General features: G+C 61.3%; 25 protein-coding genes. 22 read left to right on the top strand and 3 right to left on the bottom strand.

What is annotated here, in order from left to right; genetic code table 11:
- Positions 1-6 precede the first annotated feature (6 nt).
- The 6 genes from serC to LJE93_13865 all read left to right on the top strand — a co-directional run bounded on the left by serC (position 7) and on the right by LJE93_13865 (position 9,546).
- Positions 7-1,092, top strand: a complete 1,086-nt coding sequence (gene serC, locus LJE93_13890) for a 3-phosphoserine/phosphohydroxythreonine transaminase (protein MCG6949998.1) — start codon at positions 7-9, stop codon at positions 1,090-1,092.
- Positions 1,093-1,304: 212 nt separating this feature from the next.
- Positions 1,305-2,048: a metallophosphoesterase family protein gene (locus LJE93_13885; GenBank protein MCG6949997.1), complete on the top strand. Its 744-nt coding sequence runs from the start codon at positions 1,305-1,307 to the stop codon at positions 2,046-2,048.
- Positions 2,048-3,337, top strand: a complete 1,290-nt coding sequence (aroA, locus tag LJE93_13880; GenBank protein ID MCG6949996.1) for a 3-phosphoshikimate 1-carboxyvinyltransferase — start codon at positions 2,048-2,050, stop codon at positions 3,335-3,337. The genes LJE93_13885 and aroA overlap by 1 nt, the downstream gene beginning before the upstream one ends.
- Complete coding sequence (locus tag LJE93_13875; protein MCG6949995.1) at positions 3,334-7,203, top strand: sigma 54-interacting transcriptional regulator; 3,870 nt, start codon at positions 3,334-3,336, stop codon at positions 7,201-7,203. Before aroA ends, LJE93_13875 begins: the two co-directional genes overlap by 4 nt.
- Before the next feature lie 130 nt (positions 7,204-7,333).
- On the top strand, positions 7,334-8,296 hold the full coding sequence (locus tag LJE93_13870; protein ID MCG6949994.1) for an FAD-binding protein: 963 nt from the start codon (positions 7,334-7,336) through the stop codon (positions 8,294-8,296).
- Positions 8,293-9,546, top strand: a complete 1,254-nt coding sequence (locus LJE93_13865; GenBank protein MCG6949993.1) for a tetratricopeptide repeat protein — start codon at positions 8,293-8,295, stop codon at positions 9,544-9,546. The genes LJE93_13870 and LJE93_13865 overlap by 4 nt, the downstream gene beginning before the upstream one ends.
- Positions 9,547-9,602: 56 nt before the next feature.
- On the opposite strand, the gene LJE93_13860 is transcribed toward LJE93_13865, so the two are convergent.
- Positions 9,603-10,346, bottom strand: a complete 744-nt coding sequence (locus tag LJE93_13860) for a hypothetical protein (GenBank protein ID MCG6949992.1) — start codon at positions 10,344-10,346, stop codon at positions 9,603-9,605.
- A gap of 79 nt (positions 10,347-10,425) precedes the next feature.
- Positions 10,426-10,989, bottom strand: coding sequence for an AmmeMemoRadiSam system protein A (gene amrA / locus LJE93_13855; protein ID MCG6949991.1), 564 nt, complete (start codon positions 10,987-10,989; stop codon positions 10,426-10,428).
- Positions 10,990-11,015: 26 nt separating this feature from the next.
- Here amrA and larA point away from each other — a divergent pair, with 26 nt between their 5' ends.
- From larA to LJE93_13830, 5 genes are all read left to right on the top strand, one after another.
- Complete coding sequence (gene larA / locus LJE93_13850; protein MCG6949990.1) at positions 11,016-12,284, top strand: nickel-dependent lactate racemase; 1,269 nt, start codon at positions 11,016-11,018, stop codon at positions 12,282-12,284.
- A gap of 76 nt (positions 12,285-12,360) precedes the next feature.
- Complete coding sequence (locus LJE93_13845; GenBank protein ID MCG6949989.1) at positions 12,361-12,723, top strand: cupin domain-containing protein; 363 nt, start codon at positions 12,361-12,363, stop codon at positions 12,721-12,723.
- 3 nt (positions 12,724-12,726) lie between these two features.
- Positions 12,727-13,506, top strand: a complete 780-nt coding sequence (locus LJE93_13840; protein ID MCG6949988.1) for a ferredoxin — start codon at positions 12,727-12,729, stop codon at positions 13,504-13,506.
- A 69-nt stretch (positions 13,507-13,575) separates the two neighbouring features.
- Positions 13,576-13,800, top strand: coding sequence for a DUF1573 domain-containing protein (locus tag LJE93_13835; GenBank protein MCG6949987.1), 225 nt, complete (start codon positions 13,576-13,578; stop codon positions 13,798-13,800).
- Positions 13,801-14,019: 219 nt separating this feature from the next.
- A complete protein-coding gene (locus tag LJE93_13830) occupies positions 14,020-14,670 on the top strand; it encodes a hypothetical protein (GenBank protein MCG6949986.1) in 651 nt (216 codons plus the stop codon).
- 67 nt (positions 14,671-14,737) lie between these two features.
- On the opposite strand, the gene LJE93_13825 is transcribed toward LJE93_13830, so the two are convergent.
- A complete protein-coding gene (locus LJE93_13825) occupies positions 14,738-16,348 on the bottom strand; it encodes a B12-binding domain-containing radical SAM protein (protein MCG6949985.1) in 1,611 nt (536 codons plus the stop codon).
- A 60-nt stretch (positions 16,349-16,408) separates the two neighbouring features.
- On the opposite strand from LJE93_13825, the gene cmk reads away from it, so the two are divergent.
- The 11 genes from cmk to LJE93_13770 all read left to right on the top strand — a co-directional run bounded on the left by cmk (position 16,409) and on the right by LJE93_13770 (position 25,782).
- On the top strand, positions 16,409-17,140 hold the full coding sequence (gene cmk / locus LJE93_13820) for a (d)CMP kinase (GenBank protein MCG6949984.1): 732 nt from the start codon (positions 16,409-16,411) through the stop codon (positions 17,138-17,140).
- An 86-nt stretch (positions 17,141-17,226) separates the two neighbouring features.
- Positions 17,227-19,287, top strand: coding sequence for a 30S ribosomal protein S1 (rpsA, locus tag LJE93_13815; protein MCG6949983.1), 2,061 nt, complete (start codon positions 17,227-17,229; stop codon positions 19,285-19,287).
- A complete protein-coding gene (locus LJE93_13810; GenBank protein ID MCG6949982.1) occupies positions 19,265-19,615 on the top strand; it encodes an integration host factor subunit beta in 351 nt (116 codons plus the stop codon). The genes rpsA and LJE93_13810 overlap by 23 nt, the downstream gene beginning before the upstream one ends.
- A gap of 6 nt (positions 19,616-19,621) precedes the next feature.
- Positions 19,622-20,128, top strand: coding sequence for an HIT domain-containing protein (locus tag LJE93_13805; protein ID MCG6949981.1), 507 nt, complete (start codon positions 19,622-19,624; stop codon positions 20,126-20,128).
- Entirely contained in the window at positions 20,125-20,595 is a 471-nt protein-coding gene (locus LJE93_13800; protein MCG6949980.1) for a hypothetical protein, read from the top strand. Before LJE93_13805 ends, LJE93_13800 begins: the two co-directional genes overlap by 4 nt.
- Position 20,596: 1 nt before the next feature.
- On the top strand, positions 20,597-20,764 hold the full coding sequence (locus tag LJE93_13795) for a hypothetical protein (protein MCG6949979.1): 168 nt from the start codon (positions 20,597-20,599) through the stop codon (positions 20,762-20,764).
- A complete protein-coding gene (locus LJE93_13790; protein ID MCG6949978.1) occupies positions 20,764-21,141 on the top strand; it encodes a VanZ family protein in 378 nt (125 codons plus the stop codon). The genes LJE93_13795 and LJE93_13790 overlap by 1 nt, the downstream gene beginning before the upstream one ends.
- Positions 21,138-22,259, top strand: coding sequence for a lipid-A-disaccharide synthase (gene lpxB, locus LJE93_13785; GenBank protein ID MCG6949977.1), 1,122 nt, complete (start codon positions 21,138-21,140; stop codon positions 22,257-22,259). Before LJE93_13790 ends, lpxB begins: the two co-directional genes overlap by 4 nt.
- Before the next feature lie 121 nt (positions 22,260-22,380).
- Positions 22,381-23,796 carry a 30S ribosomal protein S12 methylthiotransferase RimO gene (gene rimO, locus LJE93_13780; protein MCG6949976.1) on the top strand — a complete coding sequence of 472 codons (1,416 nt, stop codon included), beginning with the start codon at positions 22,381-22,383 and terminating at the stop codon, positions 23,794-23,796.
- A gap of 10 nt (positions 23,797-23,806) precedes the next feature.
- Positions 23,807-24,772, top strand: a complete 966-nt coding sequence (locus tag LJE93_13775) for a bifunctional riboflavin kinase/FAD synthetase (GenBank protein ID MCG6949975.1) — start codon at positions 23,807-23,809, stop codon at positions 24,770-24,772.
- Positions 24,773-24,780: 8 nt separating this feature from the next.
- Positions 24,781-25,782 (top strand): PrsW family intramembrane metalloprotease, encoded by a 1,002-nt coding sequence (locus LJE93_13770; GenBank protein MCG6949974.1) that lies wholly within the window; start codon positions 24,781-24,783, stop codon positions 25,780-25,782.
- Positions 25,783-25,810 lie beyond the last annotated feature (28 nt).

Below are 25,810 nucleotides of genomic sequence, written 5' to 3'. Positions count from 1 at the left end.
GAAGACATGAGCCATACGTGGAATTTTTACGCTGGACCGGCAACCCTGCCGCCGCCCGCGCTCGAACGTGCCAAGGCCGACATCCCCGATTGGGAAGGCACCGGCATGTCGGTGATGGAGACCTCTCATCGGTCTCCGGAGTACGACGCGGTCCACCAAGAGGCGATCGCCCTCATGACCGAACTCCTTGGCCTCGACGACGACCATCAGGTGCTCTTCATTCAGGGCGGTGCGTCGATGCAGTTCGCGATGTTGCCGATGAACTTCGTACCCCATGGCGGATCTGCGGACTACGTCAACACCGGAACCTGGTCGCAGAAAGCCCTCAAGGAAGCGAACATCATTGCCACCGGCCGGATTGCAGGCTCGAGTGAGGACGAGGGTTTTACACGCATTCCCGGCCAGGAGGAGCTTGATCTTGATCCGAACGCCGCATACGTTCACATCACCAGCAACAACACGATCAAGGGCACGCAGTACCACAGTTTCCCGGTCACCTACGGGGTGCCGCTGGTCGCCGACATGTCATCGGACATTCTGTGGCGTCCGTTTGACGCCAACCGCTTCCACCTGATCTATGCCGGCGCGCAGAAGAACATCGGTCCGTCGGGGGTGACGATCGTTATTCTCAGGAAATCCTGGCTTGAAACGGCGAATGAGAACCTGCCGTCGATGCTGTCTTACGGCACCTACTCCGCGAAGAACTCGCTCTATAACACGCCTCCTACTTTCGCCATCTACATGGTGCGCAACGTCCTCTTCTGGCTGCAGCAACAGGGGGGCCTGGCAGCGATCGAAAAAATCAACCGGACCAAGGGAGATCTCCTGTACGGCGTGATGAAGGACAACCCGGAGTTTTACAGCTGTCCGGTGGCCGAAAACAGCCGCTCCTACATGAACGTCGTCTTCCGCCTCCCGACCGAAGATCTCGAGGCCAAGTTCGTGGCTGAGGGCAAGGCAGCGGGAATGGTCGGGCTCAAGGGCCACCGCTCGGTGGGCGGTTGCCGCGCTTCGATCTACAACGCGATGCCGCTCGAGGGCGTGGAGGTGCTGGCCGATTTCATGACCGAGTTTGCGCGGAACAACGGCTAAGAAAGCGTCGGCGAGGCGATCGGCTCAATCCTCGTTTCGTGATTCGCCAACACCGGAGTGTCGCTCTTCCCGGGTCGCTCGACGCTCGATCGTCGTTCATCGATACCGAACACCGAAAGATCGTCTTTCAAGTTGGTCAAGGCGGGGTCGGCGGATCGAGCATCGAGTGTCGAGAATCGGTCGCTTGATTGGGTGTGCGTTACCATGACGGCGTGAAACGCCTGATCATCGCCGATTCGCACGTTGGCCAGGGCGAAAACGACGTCGCCGCGATGTGTGAGGTGGTGCGCAGGTCCGCATCGAAGGGTGTGGGGGAGATCATCTACCTCGGTGATGCTTTCCAGTACCTCATCGGCATGTCGAAATTCTGGACAGCCGGTGTCCGACAGGTCATCGATGCGTGGCGCGACGTGCGGCGCGAGGGCGTCCGCATCGTTGTCATCGAGGGCAACCGGGACTTCTTCCTCGACGAGCCGGATCTGGCGGCGGAGATTGACTGGTCCGGTCGCCGATTCGAGTTCATAGCAGGCGAACGGCGGTATCGTCTCGACCACGGCGATCTGGTGAACAGCCGTGATTTCCAGTACCGGTTTTGGTCGCGAGTGTCCAAGGCCGAGATCGCCCGGCGTTGGGCCCACTTTCTCCCGCAATCTGTCGCTGTGGCCATCGTCCGGGGGATGGAAGCTCGTCTTGCGTCCACCAACAAACGATTTCGCTACGTCAAACCGATAAAGGATCTGGAGCGAACCGCCGCAGAGGCCTGGGCGGACGGGATTGATGTGATGCTCTGGGGTCATTTTCACGACGGGTGGGCGATGCGTGACGGCGATCGGCTCGCAATGATCGTTCCCGGATGGCTCGAGACCCGAACCAGCGTGCAGGTGCAACCGGATGGGGGTTGGTTCCTGGTGGATACCACCCTCGAACGAACGCGGTCCAACGTCGGCGACGGCTGATGGCAGAGCGATTGCTCCCGGCCCATCCGTCCGCACTTCGGGGAAAGGTTGCCCTCCCGACATCGAAAAGCCTCACCAACCGCGCTCTGGTGGCAGCCGCCGTTGCGAACGGCGGAACCATTGTCTCGCCCCTCGATTGCGATGACACGCGGTTTCTGGCATCCGCGCTGGCGAGAGCCGGTTGGCGGCTCGACTGGGGTACCGAGATCGAGATCGGTGAGCGCTCCGTGCCCGCCGACCCGGTGGAGCTGGATCTCGGTGAATCCGGGACCGGATCCCGCCTGATCGTCGGGTTGCTCGCGGCAAGCCCTGGGCACTCCACAGTCGACGGCTCCACCAGGCTGCGCGAGCGACCGATGGCTCCGCTTCTCGACACATTGGCCGATCTGGGCGCCGAAATATCTTCGAATGACGGTGCTCTGCCGGTCGAGATCGAGGGCTCACTCCTCGCAGGCGGCACCGCCGAGGTGCGCCCCGAGGTGTCCTCCCAGTACGTTTCCTCGCTTCTTATGGCGGCTCCGTTGATGTCGAAGGGCCTGAAACTCGCGGTATCCGGGCCATTGCCTTCGGCCCCCTACCTGGATCTCACCCTGGACGTCCTGCGGGCATTTGGCGGCGACGTTCGCGTCAGCGAGGATCGTCGGCTGTGGGCGGTGGCGCCCGGTCCGCTTGAGAGATCCCGCTATGTCGTGGAGGGTGACTGGTCGGCAGCAGCCTTCTTCCTTGCAGGGGTGGCCGTCGCCGGTGGAGAGGTGGCGATGCGTCCTCTCGATCCCGAAAGCCGACAGGGGGATCGTGCGATTCTCGAGATTTTCGTCGCAGCAGGACTCGAAGCAGCCTGGGATATCGACCGACTCGTCGTTCGAGGTCCCCTCGCGGCCCCGATTGTTGCCGATCTTCGAGACACCCCCGACCTCTTTCCGGCACTGGTCGCAGCCGCAGCCTGCGCACAGCCGGGGTCGTGGTTTTCCGGCCTCGACAATCTCAAGCACAAAGAGAGCGATCGGCTGACGGTCATGGTCGACAATCTCGAGCGGCTCGGCGCGAAGTTCGACCGCGAGAACGGGAATCTCCGAATCGCATCGACAGTCGGAACAGAGGCTTCGGCACCTGCGCTCGTGACTGCGGCCGGCGACCACAGGGTCGCGATGGCGATGGCGGTCGCGGCATTGGCCTGCGGGCCTCTTCGGCTCGACGAACCCGATTGCGTCACGAAGTCCTTCCCGGGCTTCTGGAAGACCTGGCATGACCTCATGGCGACCGAGGACGAGGTGAGGCCGATCCCTTGAGGATCCCGACTCCCGCCGCGATGCTGGTGGAACATCCGGCGGTGCCGATTCCGCGAATCGTTGAGGGACCGTACGAGAGCGACATCGAGGGCGATCGGGTCACGGCCCGCGTGCTGAGCCGCAAGCACCGGCTGGGAGCGGCCCTCCAGCTCACGGCGGCGGCGTCACTTCTGGCAGAGTTCGATCTGTGGCCCGGGAAGGCCGCCATTCGGGATGCGAGATTTGTCCGTACTCCGGAAGGCGTGAGCGTGCAACTGGCACGGTATCCGGTGCCAATGTCGAGGGTCTTCTCGCGACTCGGGGGGGGAGAGGCGGCGGCGGTGGCCACGCGGACTGCTCTCATCTCGGCCATCAGCGAAGCCGTCAACCTGCCCGTGGCATCTATCGATGCGAGCAAAGGGGAGCCCGGATTCTTCCTCGAGGCCGCTCTGAGCCGACAACTCCGCGATCTGAAGCGGCCGTTGGACCGATCCGTTGCGCGGGCACTGTGGGCATTTCGGTGGGACGGCCTGCCGATTCCTGCGGCTGGCGCGATCGATTACTGGCAGGTACCCTCGCCCGAACTTGCGCGCCGCCTGGCTGGAGGATTGTGGGCCGAAATCAGCAGACGAAGGGGTCATGCTCGGCTCTGGGCAGCGGGTAACGATTTCGGGAGGTCCGTCGCGCCGCCACCGGTCGGAGGCCGTGGCACCCTGATCCTGGTCGGAGAGGCGTCGGCCGACGAACTGGCGTCAGTGTCTCGCTGGGTGAAAGGCGAGCGGTGCAGTGCAGTGGTAGTCGGCAGGTTTCCGAGCGGCTGGCACCCGCCACGTCCACCCTGTTTCGATCCACAGATTCCGTTTCGTCATCTCGCAGTTGCCGGAGTACCCCTGGAAGAAGCCCGTCGATTCGTCGAGCAACGCACGAATCGGTTCGACCCGTTCGACCGGGTCGATCGCGGATCGCTCACCGATGCGGCTCGGACGGTGTACGAGTCGATCGGTGATGCCGGTAGCGATTTCGGGAGCAAGCCACGCACCAATAAGGTGGCGCAGGTTCTCGCGCTGTCACCGGATGGCCTGCCACCCGGATTCGTGACTCTGCATTCCGGTCTCAAACAGAGATCGATCGACGAACAGATCGGTGAGTTGGCAATCGTCGACCGTGGCGGACGATGGCGCCTGGCGGACATACGCCTTCTCGAACCGGACCCTCTGCATACGGCGGTAGCGGATCTCTATCCGAAGGAAAACCCGCGCCGACTCCTTCATCTGGCGCTCGGGAGAGGTGACATCGAGCCCCTCAGAAAATGGGCAAGAGAGCGGTTGGACCTCCTCGATGCGATCTCAGTGCGAGATCTCCTTGCGATCGTTGCCCCTGGAGCTCTCGGACGCGAGATCGGAGTTCTTTTCGCGGAAGCCTGCCTCGCCGTCCTCGACGTCGGCTGCGCTCGGCAAGCGATCGACGCCATCTCCGGGAAACAGGCCGAAACTTTTCGCAAGTGGCTCGATGCGATCGACGATCCATCCGATCGCCGCCCCGAGCTGCCAGAATCCGCGGCTCTCGAGTACGCCCCACGGGCGGTGGCGGAAACTGCAATCCTCGTCTACAACGATGACCGCAGGCACGGTGGGGACAGACTCGAGAAAGCGCGCTCCCTGATAGAGCAGGCCAGGGACCGGTTGCCTCCTCTCCTTCGTCGGAGACTCGAAATCGAGTTCGCCTGGGCTGCGGACGACGCAAGCTTCGATCAACCGGAATGGAGGAGACGTGTGGCAGGAGACCATCCGGTCCTCCGCGCCACCCTCGCCCACCGCCACGCGAGACAGCTTTCGGACCGCGACCGACCACGGGCGTCGCGGCGTTTGTTCGAGTTGCTGGTCGACGATCGTATGGGTCCCGGAATACTTGGCATGATCGAGCACGACCTGGGCTCTGTCGCGCTCGATGAGGGTCGGAGTCGTGATGGCGATGCCCACCAGCTCAGAGCCTATCGGCTGCTTCAGGCGGCGGGCTTCGAGCACGTCACCCAGCGGGTGCTCTACAACCTCGCGGTCGGTGATCTCGACCAGCTCGAGCTCCGGCGTGCCGAAGATCGGTTTCGGGCACTCGGGAAGGGCCAGCCGGACGACCCCTGGATCCTCGGAGAATTGTCGCGGCTTGCATTGGCGAAAGGGGAGCTCGCGGAGTTTCGCCGGCTGCTCGACGAATTCGCAGCCAGGGTCGACGAGGAGGACCCGAGGTTCGCGGAGGCGCTTCGCCTTCTTCGGGGCGTGGCTGCTGTCTTCAACGGCGAGCTTGCCCGGGCGCACGGGCTTCTGAAGGGCGGAGGACAAGAAGGCGAAGCCTGGGTTGGCCTGGTAGAGACGATCGCTGGCCGTGAGACGGGTTCGTGGCAGGCCGACGGCTGGGGAGTGGCAATTGCGGCGGAGTTGCTCGCCGATGCCTGGAACGGGGTCGGCGGGGCCGGAGCGCTCCAAATCACCTCTAGGATGACCAAACCGTCGGCATTCGGCCTCGCGCTCGCAGAATACTGTGGGCGTACCCGTTTAACGATTCCCGAAACGACACGCGCTCAGGCAATGCGAGTGCTTCGTGAAGGCGGGATGGTGGGATGGGCCGAGGTTCTCACCCTTGGAACAGGCGGTGACAGGGGTATCGTCGAAGCTCTCGCGGAAATCGTCGAGCGCGCAGGACCCGACGAACTCGAATCACGCCAGATCGAACATCTGCTCTCGGCTCTCGGCCTATCCGGCCTCGAGCTCCGGGACGCCGGAAGTAACGAAATCTTGTGGGGCGTCGGCGGAGGGCCGCCGGGGACGGCGATCCGCCGCGGACGCATCGTTGTGGTGCCACTGGGCGGCGAGGCACAGGACGATGCGAAATGGCGCCTGTTGACCGGGATCCTCGAAATTTTCGCTCCTGCATCGGCGACGAAAGACGAACTCGAGGTCGAGGAAACGGGTTTTCTCGGCATCTCCCGCGCGGCCCGGCGGGTGCGAAAGGAACTCCTCGAGCTCGGTCCGAGCCATCTCCCCATTCTCCTGGTCGGAGAAACCGGCGTGGGCAAGGAGGTCGCGGCTCGCGCCCTGCATCGCCTTTCCAGACGACCGGGTACGTTTGTGCCGGTCAACATCGCGGCAATCCCTTCAAACTTGCTCGAGGCCGAGCTTTTCGGATCAGTCAAAGGAGCATTTACTGGCGCGGACCGATCGCGCCAGGGCCTGGCTGTGACAGCCGATCGCGGCACCCTGTTCCTCGATGAGGTCGGCGACCTCGATCCTCCTCTGCAGGTCAAGCTGTTGCGCTTCCTCGAAGGCCAGGAGGTGCGCGCGGTTGGAGCGACACATCCTCAGAAGGTCGACGTTCGGATTATTTCCGCAACACATCAGGATCTTGCCCGCCGAGTGAGGGAGGGGGCGTTTCGACAGGACCTGTATTTCCGAATCGCCGCTCCCGAACTCACGATTCCACCGCTTCGGGAGCGTCGTGAAGATATCTCCCTCTTGCGAGACCTCTTCGAAAAGGAAGCGATCGCTCGACATGGCGTCCGGGCGGGTACCTGGAGCCGGGAGACGGAAGCCATGCTTCGCAAATATTCGTGGCCCGGAAATGTACGGGAGCTGAGGCACGCGATTGAGGTCGCCCTGGTTCGGGCGTCCGGCGGTGTAATCCGCCCTGATCACCTACCCATCGCCGAGACGGAAAACGTATCGTCTGGCACCTGGGAAGATGCGCAGCGGGATTTCAGGCGAAAATTCCTTTCCGCTGCACTGGAACGGAACAACGGTAACCGCAGCGCAACAGCTCGTGAGCTCGGCATATCGCGCCAAGCGCTCCTCTATCATCTGAGGAATCTGGGTATTTCGAGGAAGGCTGATCGATAGTGATGTCGCGCCGTGAGGCATCGAGCGGGCAAAAAGGTGCGGGCCGTGAGGCCCGCAGGAGGAAGGAGGAGGTATGATGTCGTGTACCGGATCGTTGTGTGCCCGGCACCCAAGTCTATAAGCAATCGTCATGCCAGATTTCAGGCGGCTGGAAGTATTCGTGCAAAACGGCCTCTCCATTCTCAAAAAGGACCTCCGAGGCATCCAGGAGAATGGTGAGCCTGAAATCCACGAACGAGTGGATTTGAGGGCCTGGACGGTTTTGGGAGTCGGGGGACTGGCCGACCTGCTCATCCGTTGTCGCAGTGCTGACGGGCTTCAGCGTGCCCTCGATGTACTTGCGACACACGGTGAACGGTGGCTGGTGTTGGGGGCTGGCAGCCGTCTCGTGCCTTCCGACCGCGGGTTGAGAATTCCGGTTCTCAATCTCAGTGGAAATCTCGGGTTGTGGGAGCTCGATCTCGATGGTGCGGTTGCGGGGGGTGGTGCCAACCTGGCACAGGTGTGTCGCGCTGCGGCACGAACGGGCATGAACGGAACCGGCAACCTCATGTTGTCCAGGAGCTCGGTCGGCGGCGCGGTCCACGCCCTCGTGCACGGCCAACGACCTCTTGGCGGGATCGTGGATTGGATCGATCTTGCACGCCCGGGCCATCCGAATGAGCGCGTGTACCTGTCCGATCGAAGGCGCGACGGCGAGGCACCGGCCGTCAGCCTGGAACGTAGGGTGCTGGTGCGGGCACGAATGCAGCTGGTTTGCGATTCTCTCCGGCGCGAGAGCGCCAAACATTTCGTGCGCGGAAGACACGCAGGACAGAGGCAACCGCGTACCGCTGAACCCCTTTTCATGGATCCGCCGGACGGGAGCGCAGAGGCTCACGTTGCGGCCGCCGGCTGTTCCGACCTGAGAGTCCGCGGAGCCCGCCTCTCGCGCACCCATGGCAACCGTATCTGTACGTCGAAGGCGGCTCGCGCGGAGGACGTCCTTGATCTCACGCGCCTGGTGAAGGATCGGGTCGCGCAGCACACCGGAGTTGTGTTGGAGACAGCTTTGTGCTTCGTCGACGATGACGGCAGGGCGATTTCGCCGTGATTCTTTGGCGTCCCATGGTCTGGGTGTGGCTGTGCATGTTCGCAGTCCTGGTGTGCCTTCTCGATACCGTCGGGGGGCGGGTTCAAAATTCCATCAGTTCCCTCCTAGAAGTCAATCCGAAAGCGGCAGCGGACAGGCTCGCAGAGGGACCTCTGGTGAGTCTCCCGGCGCTCGTGGTCAGGAGTCGCCTGCTCGACATGGGGGCACTTCGCGGCGTGCCTTCGGATTCGATACGGCGTGCCGCAGGGCGGTTTGGCAAGTTGCAGCGTCATTGGCTGCCCGCCGATGCAGCGGGTTTTCTCAACCTTGCGCGGGAGCGTCTGGCCGAGGGACGGTTCGACGAATCCGCCGAAGCACTGAACGCCGCACTGGTTCGCAATCCGACATCAGCTCGGCTGCACCGCTTCAAAGCTCTCTACCTATTCGCAATTGGAGGGCGCGAAGAGGCCCTTGAGGAGGTTGCGTTTGGCGAAGCCATCGATCCGGGTCTCGAGGGGTTTGCAGCGTCGCTCACGGGTGCTGACCTGCAACGAATTCGCCTCCGGAGCCTGCGATTGAGATCGACGATCTATCCCCGGCAGAGGATCAGGAATTCCTTGGCGCTCGCGCGGGAGCTTCGGATATCCGGTGACAAGCAGAGCGCGCTTGCAATTATCTCTGAATTGCGCGGGCATCCCGATATAGAACTTGAGCTCGCGAGTTGGGCACTTGATACCAGTGACTATGACGGGGCGTCCGATCTGGCCCTGCCGATAGCAACTCGGCGTGCGCTGCCCGCTGCAGCCCGCGCACGGGCGTGGTCGATCGTGGCAATAGCCCGCGATCTGAACGGCGACGCCGCGGGGGCGCTGGAAGCAGCGCAGACGGCCCTCGAGCTCGAACCACGGTCACCGACGCCATATGTGACGCTCTCGGCTCTTGCTCAGGGCAGGGGGGATCTCGACGGTGCCCTCGAGTACCTGAGGAAGGCCTGGGGCCTCCAGCCCGCGAACACCTCGCTTCTGGTGAGGATTGCCGCCGTGGCCGAACAGGCTGGCAAACCATCCGATGCGCTGCTCGCGTTGGCTCGGGCGGTCGAGATCGAACCGGAATCACCCCTGCTCGCTGCGCGCCTGGTCGAGCTCCAGCTTCGGACCGGCAACTATCCGGAGGCGGCGATGACCTTGTCACGCGCGCTCGATCGCCACCCGACCGATGCCAGCCTTTTACGTCTCGCCGATCGCCTGCCGCGCGAAATCGGTGTGCGATAGGGGAGAGGGGAGGAGACCGCTTCCCGACCGGCATCTCCTCTGCTACCTTGCCCCTGTCACCCTTCTTCGTCGCCTTCACCGGTGCTGAACCGTCCCGGCTTGGCTCCGGCGGCCCACTCCATCTGGCGGCAGATCCCGCGCAGAATCCTGACCTCGCTGTGAGTGATCCCAGCCCTTCCGAAAAGGCGCCGGATTTGCCGCAAAATCCTCTTCGGACTCAGCGGATCCAGAAATCCGATTGTCAGAAGGCTCTGTTCGAGGTGACCCATCAGCCCTTCTACCGCGTCCTGAGAGGCAGGCTGGGGGAGCGTGGGATCGCCGTCATCAACCTCCGCTCGAAAGCTCGAAACGAGTATGGCCACCGCCTGTGCGAGGTTGAGCACCGGAAATGCCGCTTCAGTGGGAATGCGGACGACGAGATCGCATCTATCGAGATCATCGCGGCTGAGGCCTCTGGTCTCGTTACCGAAGACCAAGGCGACACCCTCGATGCCCCGTTGGAACAACAGGGGACCTGCTTCGTCGGGTGAGACAACCGGCAAATTTCTCCGCCCGCGGCCCGAAGCCGAGGCGGCGAGAGTGTGATATCGCTTGGCCGCTTGGTTGAAGTGCTCGAATATCCGACAATCTACGAAGCGCTCGGCCCCGCAAGCCCAGTTGAGGACGTCAGGGTCGTCGGGCAAAACGGACGGGCGGACGAGCTCTATACGCCTGACGCCAAAGTTGGCCGCCACCCGCATCGCCGCACCGAGATTCCCGGGCAACGACGGTTCGACCAGCATCAATCCACCTAACGCCATCGGCCGCCATCATAACGCCAGGCGCATCCAATCCAGCGAATACCGTCGGACTTGGGCGACGCCGCGTCGCAGTTCGGAGTCACAACTCGCCAAAAACCTCCGCCGAAAATGCCCAGACAATGGTATCCGCATGACGCCAACAGCCGGGATCGAGGCCGGCCTTGCGGCAGGTGTGATCGAGAAAGGTCTCGCGGTCCCACCCATACTCGACTGCGACTTGAGGAAGCAAGAGTCCGCGGCGGGGACCGCGCTCGATGAGTATGCCGTCTCTGCCCAGGATGACATCGTCGGTATCGACCCTACGCAGAGGACTGAGCGCCGAGATTTCGATATGTACGTTGTCCAGCTCGTCGTCTCGAAGCGGTTCGAACCTGGGATCATCAAACGCGGCCGCGACGGCGTTGCTCCGTACAGCTTGCCATAACGGTTCGACGCCAACCACATGGCCGATACATCCCCTCAGCCGCCCGTCAATCTTGAGGGTGACGAATGCCCCCCTGATCTCGCTGAGCACGCCGCCGACCGATTCGGGAGAGGGCGTGGGCTCACCCGCGAGGCGACACCGAATCGACTCTCTCGCCAGCGAGAGGAGAAACCCTCTCTCCTGTTGATCGATTTCCTGGGTTGGCGAGCCGGTATGCATCTCGGACAGAATGGTATCGTGTCCGGGTGATTGTCAAATTGCCGTTCGGCGACGAGCACGTTCCGCTCGACCTGCGGGGATTCCGAGTTCGTGCTCTTGCGCCTTCGGCACCGCCAGGTCGCGATCCGTCGAAGTTGGCAGAAGCAGCCCTCGAGAATCCGGTCTTCGGCCCTCCCCTTGCGGAAATCGGACGAGGAAGAAAGACCGCCACCGTGATTGTCCCGGACGCAACGCGCAAGACCGATCTCCCGTCGGTCCTTCCGATATTGATCGAACACCTGACCCGCGCCGGAATCGAGGATCGATCGATCACGGTACTTGTGGCGAATGGAACCCATCCGCCAGTGGGGCCGGAATCACTCACCGAGCTCCTCGGACCGCTCTCGCCTTCGATCCGGATCGCCCAACATGAAAGCCGGGCAACCAATTTGGTTACCGTAGGTGAGATTCGCCCGGGACTTCCGTTGCGCCTTCATCCGAGCGCGGTCGAGACCGACTTTCTGGTCACAGTGGGCGCCGTGCGCCACCACTACTTCGCGGGTTTCGGCGGTGGACCCAAGATGGTCTTCCCAGGTGTATCCGGGCACACTGAGATCCAGGCCAATCACGCGCTGGTCCTCGATCCCGGAACAGACGGTGCAGCCAGGCACCCCGGGTGTGAGCCTGGAGTCCTCGTAGGAAATCCGGTTGCCGAGGAGATCCGCCGCGGTGTGAGCCTCCGGTCCCCGGAATTCGCCCTCTGCCTTGTTGAAGGACGAGACGGGGGAATTGCATGGGCAGGTGCCGGACCGTGGCAACAGGCATTTGAAGCCGCCGTCGACCGCGTACGGACGTGGTTTCAGGTCCCGCTCGGGCGGCGCTACAATCTCATGGTTGCGTCGTCGGGTGGCGCCCCAACAGACGACACTCTGATCCAGGCTCACAAGTCGCTCGACGCGGCGTGCCGATTCCTCGAGCCCGGAGGCGAAATGCTGTGGGTTGCTTCGCTTGCCGGAGGCCTGGGATCACCGGCCATGGCGCCATTCGTGGAGAACCCTACGCCGGCGAGGATTCTCGAGAAACTGTCACGCGAGTGGGTGCAGTATGGACACACGACGCTTCGAATCGTCGAAAAATCTTCTCGCTACCGCGTCAGGCTTTGCTCCAACATCGATTCCGACGTGGCGCTGCGGCTGGGTTTCGAACCGATCCAGGACCCTGATTCCGTTATAGAAGAATGGCGTGAGCGGCACCAAGGAGAGAGTGTCGCAGTGATGGCGTCGGGCGCGGTGTATCCACGTCCCCGGGGTGCTTGACCTTCATCAAGGACAAAAGACCGTTGCAGACCACAGAATGCTCGGGAGCGATGACGAACCGTTGAAGGATCCGGCAATGAAGAAAACTTCCGCAGACACCAACGAAGCTCTGGCGGCGGACCACTCCAGCGCGTTGATCGAGCTCGTGCAGATCGCCGAAGGCGCTATCGTCAGCCGGGTATTGGCGAAAACCAACGGTGGCAGCGTGACACTGTTCGCATTCGATGGCGGTCAGAGCCTATCGGAACACACGGCCCCGTTCGACGCACTTGTCCAGGTCGTTGATGGTCGGTTAGACATCGTCATCGGGGGAGCACCGGTTAGGGTCGGTCCAGGTGAAATCGTACGGATGCCGGCCAACGTTCCGCATGCGCTTCGGGCGTCGGAGCCGAGCCGCATGCTGCTGACGATGTTGCGTGATCAGAAGCAGGAGGAGTAGATCATGGCAGTCCGAGAGGTCATCGAAATAGACGAAGCACTCTGCGACGGGTGCGGCGATTGTATTACCGCCTGTGCCGAAGGAGCAATCGCGCTCATCGACGGCAAGGCGCGTCTGATCAGCGACGTCTATTGCGACGGGCTCGGTGCCTGTCTCGGCCACTGCCCCCAGGGTGCACTCAAGGTCGTTGAGCGGGAGGCTGGTGCATTCGATGAACAAGCGGTCGAACGGCACCTCGCGCAGAGGCAAAAGGGTGGCTCCCCCGACATTTCTCGCCGTCAATTCAATATCCTGGATCAGGCACCGATTCCAGTCGGTGGAGGCTGCCCAGGGTCACGACCTCAGTTCCACCAAACGCCGGTGGCAAGTCCTATGATCGACGCGGACGGACAACCCTCCCGGTTGCGCCACTGGCCGGTCCAACTCCATCTCGTGCAACCGACCGCGCCGTTCTTCCAGGACCAGGATGTTCTCCTGGCCGCCGACTGTGTCGCTTTCGCGGTTGGCGACTTCCACCAGCGATATCTTGCCGGCTCTTCCCTGGCCATTGCGTGTCCCAAGCTCGATAGCAACCAGGAGATCTACCTGCAGAAGCTGATGACGATGATCGACGAAGCGAAGATCCGTAGCCTCAAGGTCATGGTGATGGAGGTTCCGTGCTGCGGCGGTTTGGTGCGGCTGGCAGAAGAGGCGGCGTGTCGCTCAAAACGAAACGTTCCAGTTGAGTGCCTGGTCGTGAGTACCCGAGGCCAGATCCTCGGGGAGTACCGGATCGCCGGCTGATACAATCGACGTGGCGATCGGTAGCCGGAACTGAAACGGGCGGTTACCCAAGAACCCCTGGAGGCAACTATGGTGCGTGTTCTTCATGCAGCCACGTTGGCGGCTGCGACCTTCGGAATCATTCTTTCCGCGCCGCTGGCGGCCGCTGAAGGGGATGGCAATCCGTCGTTTCGGGTGGAGAGCCGCGAGCTGGATCTGGGCACGATCGTCGCCGGCACGGTTGCCGAGGCAGTCTTCGTGTTCCACAACGACGGTACGGAAGACGTTCACATTATCCGCGCGAAACCATCTTGAGGATGCACGCTGGCCGAGTATGATTCGGTCATCCCGGCAGGTGAGTCGGGAAAGCTCGTAGCGAGGCTGCACACCGCACCTCTTCTCAATCGGAGGGTCTCGAAATCGGTCGCGGTTCGCACGGATGCCTCAAGTGCCTCTGACATCAATCTCCGCTTCTCGGTCAATGTCGAAACTCCGTTGCGCGTCCTGCCGCACGACCGGCTCGTTATCTCGGCAATGAAAGGGGAGAGGAAGACCGCGCGAGTGTTGCTGCGAAGGGCCGACGGTCAGGCGCTGGAGGTGCTGCAGGCGGAGACCGGGAACCAGGCTTTGTTTGCGAAAACCGAGACGGTCGAGAGGCGAGAAGAATACGATGGGGTGGAAGCCGTTCCAGGAGATGTGTGGCTCGAACTGGCCCTTGAGGACGACGCACCTGTCGGATCTTGGACAGGAAAGGTCAAGCTGAAGACCAACCACCCGATTGCCACAGCAGTCGACGTACCCTATGCCGCGCGAGTGCGACCTGTGATCGAACCACGCCCCCGCGGAGCGAGGCTGTGGTCGTCTCCGAGCGGCACCGGAGACGGCATCTCGGCCGTAGTGACCCTACAAAACAACGCGGGCGAGGAGTTTTCCGTCACCGCCGTAAAAGTCTCGCATCCCGACGTCTTTTCAGCTTCGGCCGTTTCGCCAAAACCCGGAGTACGGCAGATGTTGCGCGTGGAGTTGGTGCCGGACGCTCGCTCGAGGGAGTTTGCCGGCACGATCGAAGGGTGGTTACGTATCAGCACAAGGGAAAACGAAAGGGAACCCGTGGAGGTGCCAGTGTTCATCGCGTCCTCTCGAGAAGGAACTCTGAGAGGATTCTCCGTCGGACGGCGCCGGTGAGACCACCTGGTCGAGCCAGCAGTGCCCACCCGGGCACTACGGCCAGCGATCCACCTCACTCCGAAGGCTACTCTTGCACGTTGCTGCCTGGCACGGGGGGCTTCCGTCGAGATGTCTCCCGCACCGGAGCCGAGGTGACGAATTGCCAGGCGGGTTCGCCCTCGAAGTGATTTAGCGCGGAGGCCTCTATGGCCGTTCGATGAGTCTTGAGCACCTGTCCGAGCGAGCACCCTGAAGCCGCCGTCGCGAGAACATCGAAGGCGGTCACGTCCCCTCGACTGAGAAATGCCTGCCAGACGGCCTCACGATAGGCCGGCCGTTCAGTCCGGAGATTGGAGATGTCGCGAACTCCGCTTTCAACCAGCTCCATTCGTCGACGGGCTTCCTGTCGATCCAGCATCGCCTCACGGGCGTACGGGGTATAGGGCTTGGGTACGAGGACGTTGAAACCGGCCGAAATTGTACCGACGTGTCCGCGATCGCGTCCGCGGGAGACCAAGATTTCCTGCGCCTGTCGAAGGAGGTCGACGATGCCTTTCAGGTCACCATCGGTCTCTCCTGGCAAGCCGATGATGAAATACATCTTGAGGTTTTCGATGCCGCAGCGAAGGGCCGTGTCGACTGCTTCGAGGATCGAGGCGTTGGTGATCGGTTTGTTGAGCTTGCGACGAAGCTCGTCAGTGCCCGTCTCCGGTGCGATTGTGATCGAACGCGCGCCGGACTCGGCCAATGGTTTGAGGACCTCCTCCCGCATCGCCGGTATGCGCAGGGAGGAGAGTGCAACGTTGATCTCCCGTCGGCGGCATTCTTCGAGAATCTCCGCCAGATCCGGATGGTCGCCGACCGCGGTCGCCACGAAGCCTACCCGGTCCGTCATTCGATGCAACCGGTCGACACGATCGAGGATCGCATCCTTCGGATAGCACCGCAGACGACCGTAGTTGTAGCTCACCCAGCAGTATCTGCACTTTTCCGGGCAACCGCGGGACATTTCGACCAGGCCACGGTTGCTGTATTCAGTGTGTGGTGTGACGACATGAGAGACCGGGACCATGGCTGGGTCCGCCATGTGCACATCGCGTTTTTCGACCCGTCGCACCTTTTGCGGTCGACCCCCGACTTCGAGGTGGTGACGGGGAACGAAGAAACCGTCCCGATCCGCGAGTTCAAGCAACAACCGATCGCGACTCGGATTTTCTTGAATCAAATGGAGGAGGGGAGGCCACAGCAGCTCGGCCGAACCGAGCACGAAAACATCGATGGCGGGCGCCAGCGGAAGCGGGTTGATCGAGGCGACCGCGCCGCCCATCACCAACAGCGGGTGCCGCGAGGTGCGCTCACTGCTGCGGCGCGGAATCCCCGCGGCGTCGAGGGTTGCGAGCAGATTGGCGGTGTCGAGCTCGAAGGAACAGCTCCAGGCGAGCACATCGAGGTCTCCGAGCGCGGAGTGGGCTTCGATCGTCCTTCCAGGGCTCAGCTCCGGGTCAGCAAAAAACCTCTCGACTCCTATGTCGCCGATCCCGGCAGCCAGCTCGACCGACCACTGGTAAGCGAGAGACGACATTCCGATCCTGTAAGTATTTGCATAACCCATTCCGACTCGAAGTCCGCCGGCGCGTGGGACCACGAACGTGCGGCGTTCGGCCTGCAACAGGCGTCTATTCTTTATCCCGTTCACTGCACGAGCATAGTGCACGCTGTACAATGACGGTTCGCATTTTTTTTTAAGGACCCCGATTTGACTCAAAGCGTCGCCGATCCTCGACCTTCACCGCCTATCATTGCAATCGACGGCCCCGCCGGAGCCGGCAAGTCCACCGTCGCGCGGATGCTCGCGCAACGGTTGGGAGTTCCCTACCTCGACACAGGTGCCATGTACCGTGCGGTGGCGCTGATGGCTCTGAGGGAAGGTCTCGAGCCGCCGCTCGACGAGGCCGCTGTCGCGAGGGTGGTGGAGTTGATGCATTCTCACCTCCTGGAGGTCGAGGCCACGGATGAGGGCACCGCGGTTCTGATCGACAATCAGGACGTGAGTGGCGACATCCGGACTCCGGAGTGCTCCCTGATGGCCTCGGCCGTCTCGGCGCTGCCGGAAGTGAGGAGCGCATTGGTTCCACTGCAAAGGGAGCTCGGGCAGGCCAACGGTGGAGTCATGGAGGGGCGCGACATTGGAACCGTCGTCTTTCCCGATGCCGATCTGAAGGTCTTCCTCACCGCGAGCGCCGAGGAAAGGGCACGGCGTCGTCATCGAGACCTCAAAGAAAAAGACCCCGAGACGAGTCTTGAAGATGTCAGGATTCAGCAGCAGCGGCGCGACCGTCAAGACACATCACGTTCGGAATCTCCACTCCAAGTCGCACGAGGATCGGTCGTCGTTGACACGACGGATTCGAGCCTGGACGAGGTCGTGGAGAGGCTTCTGGAAGAGGTCGCGATTATTCTTGATGGGAGGTCGAACCAACCCGCTTGACTCGACGCGCGGGAAACCGTAAGGTCATCAAATTACGGAGGCTAGGTTCATATCGGATGGATCTAGCGAGGAGGCACGAAAGGGTGATGGACGCGGAAACAAACGGACAAGATCAACAGGAGAACGGATCAGACGAGCTGTCGATGGAACAGCTCATGGAGTCTTCCCTCCAATCTCTCAAAGAAGGCGAGGTCATTCGGGGCACGGTCGTTGCGGTCGACAGCGAGGAAGTCCTGGTTGACATCGGTTACAAATGTGAGGGCAGTGTATCGGCCGCGGAGTTTACGGATCCTGAGACTGGCGAGGTCCAGATCAAGGTCAACGACGAGGTCGAGGTGTTCGTCGAACGGCTCGATGAATCGGAGGGACGCGTTCGTCTCTCGCGCGATCGCGCAACCAAGCTCAAGACGTGGCGAGCGATTGAAGAAGCCTACAAGTCAGGAGCTCCGGTCAAGGGACCCGTCCTGGATCGAGTCAAGGGCGGGCTGTCGGTCGATATCGGCGTTCGCGCCTTTCTGCCCGGCTCCCTGGTGGATCTGCTGCCGAATCGCCGACTGGAGGACTATCTCGGTCAAGAGATCGAGGCCCGCATCATCTCCTTTGATCGCCGGCGGTCGAATGTGGTCTTGTCTCGCAAGGCGATTCTCGAAGAGGAGCAGGGCAAGATCAAGGAGAAGACCATGGAAACCCTCGAAGAGGGTGGACTGGTCAGCGGCGTGGTCAAGAATCTCACTGACTACGGGGTGTTCATCGACCTCGGCGGTCTCGACGGGCTTCTCCATATCACGGATATTTCCTGGGGTCGGGTCGGACATCCGACCGAGTACTTCAAGGTCGGCGACGAGGTCGATGTTGTGGTGCTGCGATTCGACCGTGATCGCGAAAGAGTCTCCCTCGGATACAAACAGCGTTTCGAGGACCCCTGGGTACTGGTGCCTGAAAAGTACCCGGTCGGTAAACGCGTCGAGGGCAAGGTTGTCAGTATCGTCGATTACGGTGCTTTCGTTGTATTGGAGGAAGGCGTCGAGGGTTTGATCCACGTCAGCGAGATGTCGTGGACGAAGAAGGTCAAGAACCCGCGTTCGATTCTCGAGATCGGTCAAGAGGTCGAAGTCGTTGTTTCAGAGGTCGATTCCGAAAAGCGACGCCTTTCCCTCTCACTTCGCGCGACCGAACCCAACCCGTGGGAACAGGTCGCCGAGACCTACAGCGTCAGCGCGAAGGTCACGGGTACAGTGCGAAACCTCACCGACTTCGGTGCGTTTGTCGAGATTGTGCCCGGTGTTGATGGCCTCGTTCATATATCGGATATGTCCTGGACGCGACGAATCAACCACCCGAGCGAGGTGGTGCAGAAGGGCGACGAGGTCGAGGCGGTCATCACATCGATCGATTCATATAATCAGCGGATTTCCCTGTCGATGAAGGAGCTGCTTCCGAACGAATGGGAGGAGTACGCGAACACGCATGGTGTCGGCGATGTGGTGACGGGTGCGATCACGAATGTCACCGATTTTGGGATCTTCGTTGAGCTGGCGCCTGGCGTGGAGGGACTGTGCCACATATCCGAGATCGACCGCGATGAGGGGTTGGCGCTGGCCGAAATGTATGCGGGCGGGCAGCCGGTGCGCTGCAGGATTCTCAGGATCGACTGGCATGAGAGCCGGATCGGACTGTCGATGCATGGCATCGATCAAGATGACGTTGAGGCAGACGCCGCAACCGAGGCAGGCGAGACCACCGGCGCGGAGACTGCGATGGCAGCGGCGCTTCGCGCAGGAGGGCTGGTCGAAGAGGAAGCCGAGCCGGCGGATGAGGTGGTTGAACTCGCGGCCGATCCCCCCGCGTCGGAAGAAGAGCCGGTTGCGGCGAATTCAGAGGTGACCGATGAGGCCGCCGATTCGACTGAAGCCTCGAATGTAGAAGAGCAACAGGCCTCGGCCGAAGAGTCAGAGGAAAATGTGCCTGACTCGGAAGAAACGGCTTCTGTCGAGGTCGAGGAGGAGGCTGGAAATAACGAAGAGACTGCGGCCGGCGCTGATGCCGAAGAAGCGCCGGCGACCGAGACGGTAGACGAGGGGGACTCCGAGGAAACAGCCGAAGAGCCGACCGATTCCGGAAGTGATGACGAAGAGAAAAAGGCCTGAGGGCAGAGGATCTGAACTGCGGAGAAGTAAGGAGCACGGCGAAATGACGATGACCAAGGCTGATCTGGTGGAGACGGTTGCGGGTGCTGCCGACGTCCCTCGGAAGCAGGCGGACGAGGTCGTACAGGTGATTCTGGAGAGCATCATCACTGCGTTGCGGCGGAACGAAAAGGTGGAGCTGCGAGGTTTCGGGTCATTTCGGATCCGACAACGCGGTGAGCGAACCGGCCGCAATCCGAAAACCGGTGAGCAGGTCCACGTGCCGCCGAAGAAAATTCCCTACTTCAAGCCAGGAAAGCACCTCAGGGAAGAGTTGCTGCAGCAGTGAGCATCAGTGGTCGAGATTCTCTTCGCCCCATGGCGGCTCGAGTACGTGTCGAAGGCCGATGATCGTGACCGCAGTGAGTGCATTTTTTGCGATGCCTTCGCTTCGCGCGATGACCGGCAAACCCTGACTCTTTCCCGCAATTCTAAATCCTTCGCTCTACTGAACCGCTACCCGTACACATCCGGGCACGCGATGGTGGCGCCGATCCACCATTGCAGCGAGCTTTTCGACGTCGACGGGGAGACCTTGACGGAAATGATGCGAACCGCGCAGGACCTCATGGCCGCACAGCGCCAGATTTACAAACCCCATGGCTTTAACGTCGGCTTCAATGTCGGAGAGGCCGCCGGAGCCGGGATCGAAGAGCACCTCCATTTGCATATAGTCCCCAGATGGCGTGGGGACAGCAACATGATGACCGTGGTCGGCGGAACGCGGGTCATTCCGGAGGATCTCAGCCGGACCTTTGAACGGATGAAGGAAGAGCTGGAGGACGGAGGCTCGCAGCCATGACAGCGGCAGACAAGAACACGAGCAAAGGGAAGGCCGGGAAGGACAAGGCTACTGACGGTCAGCGCGCTTCGTGGCGATTGCTCGCGGTAGCGTGGTTCATCCCTGGCTCCGGCCACTGGCTATTGGGAAAGAAAAAGCGCGCGATCGTGTTCGCGGTGGTAATCCTCTGCGGCTTCGTGACCGGAGTGTTGTTCGGGGGTGAGATCGGCACGCCTAAGCCCCAGAGCCCGTTTTCGTGGTTGGCAGCTCTCGCCTGCCTGGGCAACGGAGTCCTGTCGCTCGGCAGATTGGTCTGGTTGAATGGCGTCGGTGGTCTTTTTCACGGCTTTCCTTTCGCCATCCAGGGCGGCGGTAATCCCTCCGACGCGGGATTCGCGTACGGCAACACCTTCCTCTACACCGCAGGTCTCATGAATCTGTTGACAATCCTCGATGTCTCGGACATTGCCAGAGGCCAGAAGGACTGACATGGACCACCTCTTTCTCATGCTCTGGCATGCGCTTCTTGTGTCAGTGTTCTTTGCCTTTCTCTGGCGATCCACTCCGACGGGCCGGCGCAAGCTCTTCTTGAAGACCTTTCTCATCATGGTGGTTGGGGCCTCCGTGTTGGGTTGGTTGATGTATCCCTTTCCCTGATGTCGGCCCGGCACCGCGGCCTCGTGATCGTCCTGAATCTGATCTACGCAATCGTATTGCTCGTTCTCGGCATTCTGCCATCCGTCGGTGACGTCGCGCCCAGGATTCCCGACAACGTTGCCCATTCGATAGCCTACGGCGTACAAGCCGTTTTGCTCACCGTCCTGTTCATGCCAGCGGGCGGAATCTGGAGAGGTGCATTCGTCGCTTTCGCGGTGGCCCTTGTTTACGGAGGATTGGTTGAAGGTCTCCAGATTCTGCAGCCACAACGAACAGTAGAGCTGAGCGACCTGATGGCGAATTCGATCGGCGCGGCGGCCGGGGCAGCCTCTATGATAGTTGCAGCACACTTTTTCGAGAGCGATGCGAAACGATGAACGCGCCTCAGGTAATGATCGTAGCCGGCGAGGTGTCAGGCGACATCCACGCTGGCAACATGCTCGCCGAGCTTCGTCAGATGGAACCTCGACTCGAGGCATTCGGTGTCGGCGGCGAGCGGCTTCGCGCAGCCGGCCTGTCCCTCGTCGCCTCAACAGAAGAACTCGCGCACATGGGTCTGGTCGAGGTTGTGCGCGAGCTTCCGAGAATTCGTCAGGTGATGAACCTACTGGCTAAGGAGGCCCGCCGGCGTCGGCCGGACGTCGCCGTTCTCATCGACTCTCCCGACTTCAATCTCCGCCTCGCCGCGCGTCTCGGTTCGCTCGGTATTGCAGTGGTCCTCTATGTGTCTCCCCAGTTGTGGGCGTGGCGCCAGGGACGAATAGGCACGGTTCGAAAACTGGCCAAGGAAGTGTTGTGCATTCTCCCGTTCGAGGTTCCCTTTTACGAATCCCACGGTGTCCCGGCGCGCTATGTGGGACACCCGCTGGTTGATGAGATCGATCGGGTCGGACTACGCAATCAACTGCCGGCCACCATCACGGGCCGACTGGCCATGCTTCCGGGTTCGAGGGCGATGGAGGTGCGGCAGCTCCTGCCCATTATGTTGAGAACTCTGCAGAGGATCGATTCGTCCGATATCCACGAAGCCGTCCTCGTCGAGGCGCCCGGGATGGGAGCCGAGATTGACGCCACCCTCTCTCGATATGGACGGCCTGACAGCAGGCTTCGAAGAGTGCAAGGGGAAGCCCGACGAATCGAGCTCGCCTCGAGCCAGATGGCGTGGACTGCGAGCGGCACCGCGACCCTGGAGTGCACACTCCTCGATGTGCCGATGATTGTCGGATACCGGTTACAGCCAATCTCCTTCGCTCTGGCCAAGCTTTTGGTCCGGGTACCGAACGTCGCTTTGGTGAATCTCATTGTTGGCAAAACCCTGGTTCCGGAACTTCTCCAACAGGAATGGTGCCCTGAAAGACTGGAATCCGTTTCCGCAGATATGCTCAGCGGCAGTGCGGCGGCTCAACTTTCTGGCTTGGCGGAAGCCAGGAGACTTCTCGGAGGACCAGGCGCTTCGCGGCAGGCTGCTTCGGCCGTAGCCGAGTACTTCTACTGACCAACGCCGGCAGGGGAATATAGAGAAGAATCGCCCGATGTGTATCGACCGGCAAGGATGAGAGTCCGGACGGCCGGCCCTTCGATATAAACCGGGTTAAAATTCCAGCTTTGGAGAGTGGATGACATTGAAAGGAAGCAGCAATCCGGCGCCATCGAGAAATCCCCGCGTACGAGTGGGAATGATCAGTCTCGGATGTGCCAAAAACCTCGTCGACGGTGAGACGATGCTCGGTCATCTCGCACGTGACGGGATAGAGTTGACCTCTGACGCCACTCGCGCGGATGTAGTGATCGTCAATACGTGCGGTTTCATCGATGACGCCAAACGTGAATCCATCGACTCGATTCTCGAAGTCGCCGACGCGAAAGGTGGGGGGAGCGTTCGGCAGCTCATCGTCACAGGTTGTATGGCCCAGGCCTACGCTCGCGAGTTGAAGGAAGAGATTCCGGAGATCGACGCCTTCGTGGGCCTCGACGAACTGGAACGGATCACCGAGGCGGTCCGAGGTGAGCTTGGGTCTCACGTGCCCGATCAACGAGGCGCAGTGAGGGTTTACGACCATCGCAATACGCGAATCGTGTCAACCGGGTCGTACGCCTACCTCAAGGTGGCAGAGGGCTGCGACAACCCCTGCTCTTTCTGCCACATTCCCGCGATGCGGGGCAGCTTCAGATCGCGCCCTATCCCAGATCTGCTGGCTGAGGCGCGCGCACTGGAATCGCAAGGCGTCAGGGAATTGGTACTGATCGCCCAGGACACCACTCGATACGGAGAGGACCTCGGATTGCGAAACGGATTGCGATCACTGATCGAATCGCTGCTCACGGCAACCAGCCTACCCTGGATCCGTTTCCTCTACGCGTATCCTGCGACTCTCGACGAGGGACTCTTCGACCTGATGGCAAGGGAGGAACGGTTCATTCCCTATCTCGACATCCCGTTGCAGCATGCCAGCCGTACCGTACTCAAGAAGATGAAGCGTGGCGGGGACGCCAGGACCTACCGCGCACTCATCGACAGGGCCCGCTCGAGAGTTCCCGATTTGACGCTGCGCTCGACCTTCATCGTCGGTTTCCCGGGTGAGGGCGATGGCGAGTTTGCAGAGCTCCTCGATTTCGTTCGCGAGGTCCGTTTCGACCATCTCGGAGCGTTCACCTACTCGTGGCAGGCAGAGAACCCGGGGGCGGATCTTGGCGATCCCGTAACTGCCGAAGAAAAAGAACGGCGGCATGACCTCCTGCTCGAGACGCAACAGGAAATTGCCCTTGAGATCAACAACGACCTCGTCGGAAGGCATCTACCGGCTCTGGTATCGGGAGCGTTGCCTGAAATGGAGTTGTTGCTCGAAGCCCGGTTACAGCGACAGGCACCGGAGATCGATGGGCGGTTGTTGATAAATGACGGCACGGCGGCTCCGGGATCGCTGGTCGAGGTCGAGGTCACCGAAGCCCACCCTTACGATATCGTTGGGCGAATTGCACGGGTGCTGATGCCAGGCGAAGCACCGGCGGTGCGCCTCCCAGTGATGGGCTGAGAGGAACTCTGTGGAAGTGCTCCGCGACCCCCTCGGAAACGACGACCCTCCAAGGGGAGGCGTCCTCAGCATCGGTAATTTCGATGGTGTCCATCTCGGTCACCAGACAATTCTTTCCTACGTCGCTGAACGCGCTCAGGCGCTGGGCGCGCCGGCCATGGCGATGACCTTTGACCCCCATCCGGTCAAGCTCCTCAGACCGGCAGATGCGCCACGCCTGCTCACGACTCTGGAGCAACGCCTGGCGCTGATTGCGCGCACCGGCATCGAAACGTGTCTCCTGCTGCCGTTTACCCATCGGGTCGCGAGAATGACTGCAGCCGATTTCGTCCGCGATGTCCTGGTGGAAAGGCTCGCGGTCCGGGACGTCTACATCGGAAAGAACTTCAAATTTGGCGCGGACCGCGGTGGGGATGTCGAACTGCTGACATCGATGGGCAACGAACTCGGCTTCGAAGCGGACTACGCGCCAATCGTCGAGCACGCAGGAGGCGTCGTGTCCTCGACCAGAGTTCGGCAAGCGGTTGCCGAAGGACGGGTCGAGGACGCTGCAGGCCTGCTCGGCCGATCGGTCTTCATCGACGGCCCGGTGCTGGAGGGCAAGCGTCTCGGGCGTACTCTCGGTTTTCCAACCCTCAATATGGAGGTAGAAAACGAGCTCATGCCCGACAATGGCGTCTACGTAACCGCGGTTCACATCCCGTCGTTTGACCGGACGTTTACAGCGGTCACCAACATCGGTGTTCGACCCACGATCTATCAGAATTCGTCGACCACGGTTGAAAGCCACCTGTTGGATTTCACGGCTGACGTCTACCGGGAATGGGTACGCCTGTTCTTCCTCCGGCGGTTGCGTGAGGAGCGAGAATTCGATTCCACTCCACAGCTGATGGCCCAAATACGCCTCGATGTCGAGGCCGCGCGAAGATACTTCGACGATCGTCCGCTGCGTGATCTCCCGCTGGTATTGCCGTGAATATTTCCATGGTTCTGGTACTTTTGGTGGCACTTGCGGTGTCTGCCGCAATCCTCCTAGTCGTGGTCGCACTTGTGTGGTGGGTTGACAGATACGACCGGGAGCCCATTCACCTGGTGGCGATGGTCTTTTTGTGGGGGGCGTCAGCGGCTCCGCTCACTGCCATTTTTGCGTACCCAATTTTCGTCCGTGTGTTGCACACAATCGAGGCCCCGGGAGATTTGGGGCTCATCGGAATCGGCCTGGTTACGCCGTTCCTTGAAGAGATAACCAAGGCTGCTGGGGTGCTGCTCGTGGTCGTGTTTTCGAACAAGTTCGACAATCCCACCGATGGTGTGGTTTACGGCACCGCCTCCGGGCTCGGCTTTGCGGTCACCGAAAACGTGGTTTACGGCATCGGTGGCGGGGCCGGCGCCGAAACCTCGCTCGGGATTCTCATTCTTGTTGGTGGGCGAACCCTGCTCTCAGCCGGCGTCCATGCGATCTGCAGCGCGACCTTCGGAGGGTTCATCGGTTACGCAACGCTCTGCGGACGTCGACTCTCCAAAGCTGCCTGGATTCTCGGTGGACTCATCTTGGCGACGGCAATCCACGGTGCCTGGAACATGTCCCTAGTCCGGTTTGGACCGGTGGGGGAGGGGGGGGGTCCGAAACCCTGGCTGGCCGCACTTGGAGTACTTTATCTCGCTTATCCAATCGCGCTTGCGCTTTTTCTCAGCTCCGAACACCGAATTCTCAAGCGCGAGCTTGCGATCGAGGTGGAACTGGAAACAGTGCCGGGGTGGGTGCTCGACGTCATTCCCTACTATCGCAAACGTGTTCGAGGGAATTGGTGGCCGTCGAGGAATGAGCGCACGGTGATTTCACGCCTGCTGACACGCATGGCCTTTCGCAAACACGCGCTTCGCCGGCTACCCCCAGGTGACGCCGCAATCGCCTCTCTCGAGGTGGTTCGCTTGCGTCAGCGATTGAGGGAAATTTTCGATCCCGAAGAGCCCGAAGCAACATAGAAACAGCTTCAAACCCTGTTCCCACGAG

This window comes from Acidobacteriota bacterium, assembly GCA_022340665.1.
In the GTDB taxonomy this organism is placed as follows: Bacteria; Acidobacteriota; Thermoanaerobaculia; order Thermoanaerobaculales; family Sulfomarinibacteraceae; genus Sulfomarinibacter.
Note: the sequence above shows the minus strand (reverse complement) of the source record. Positions and strands in the feature narration are given on the sequence as shown.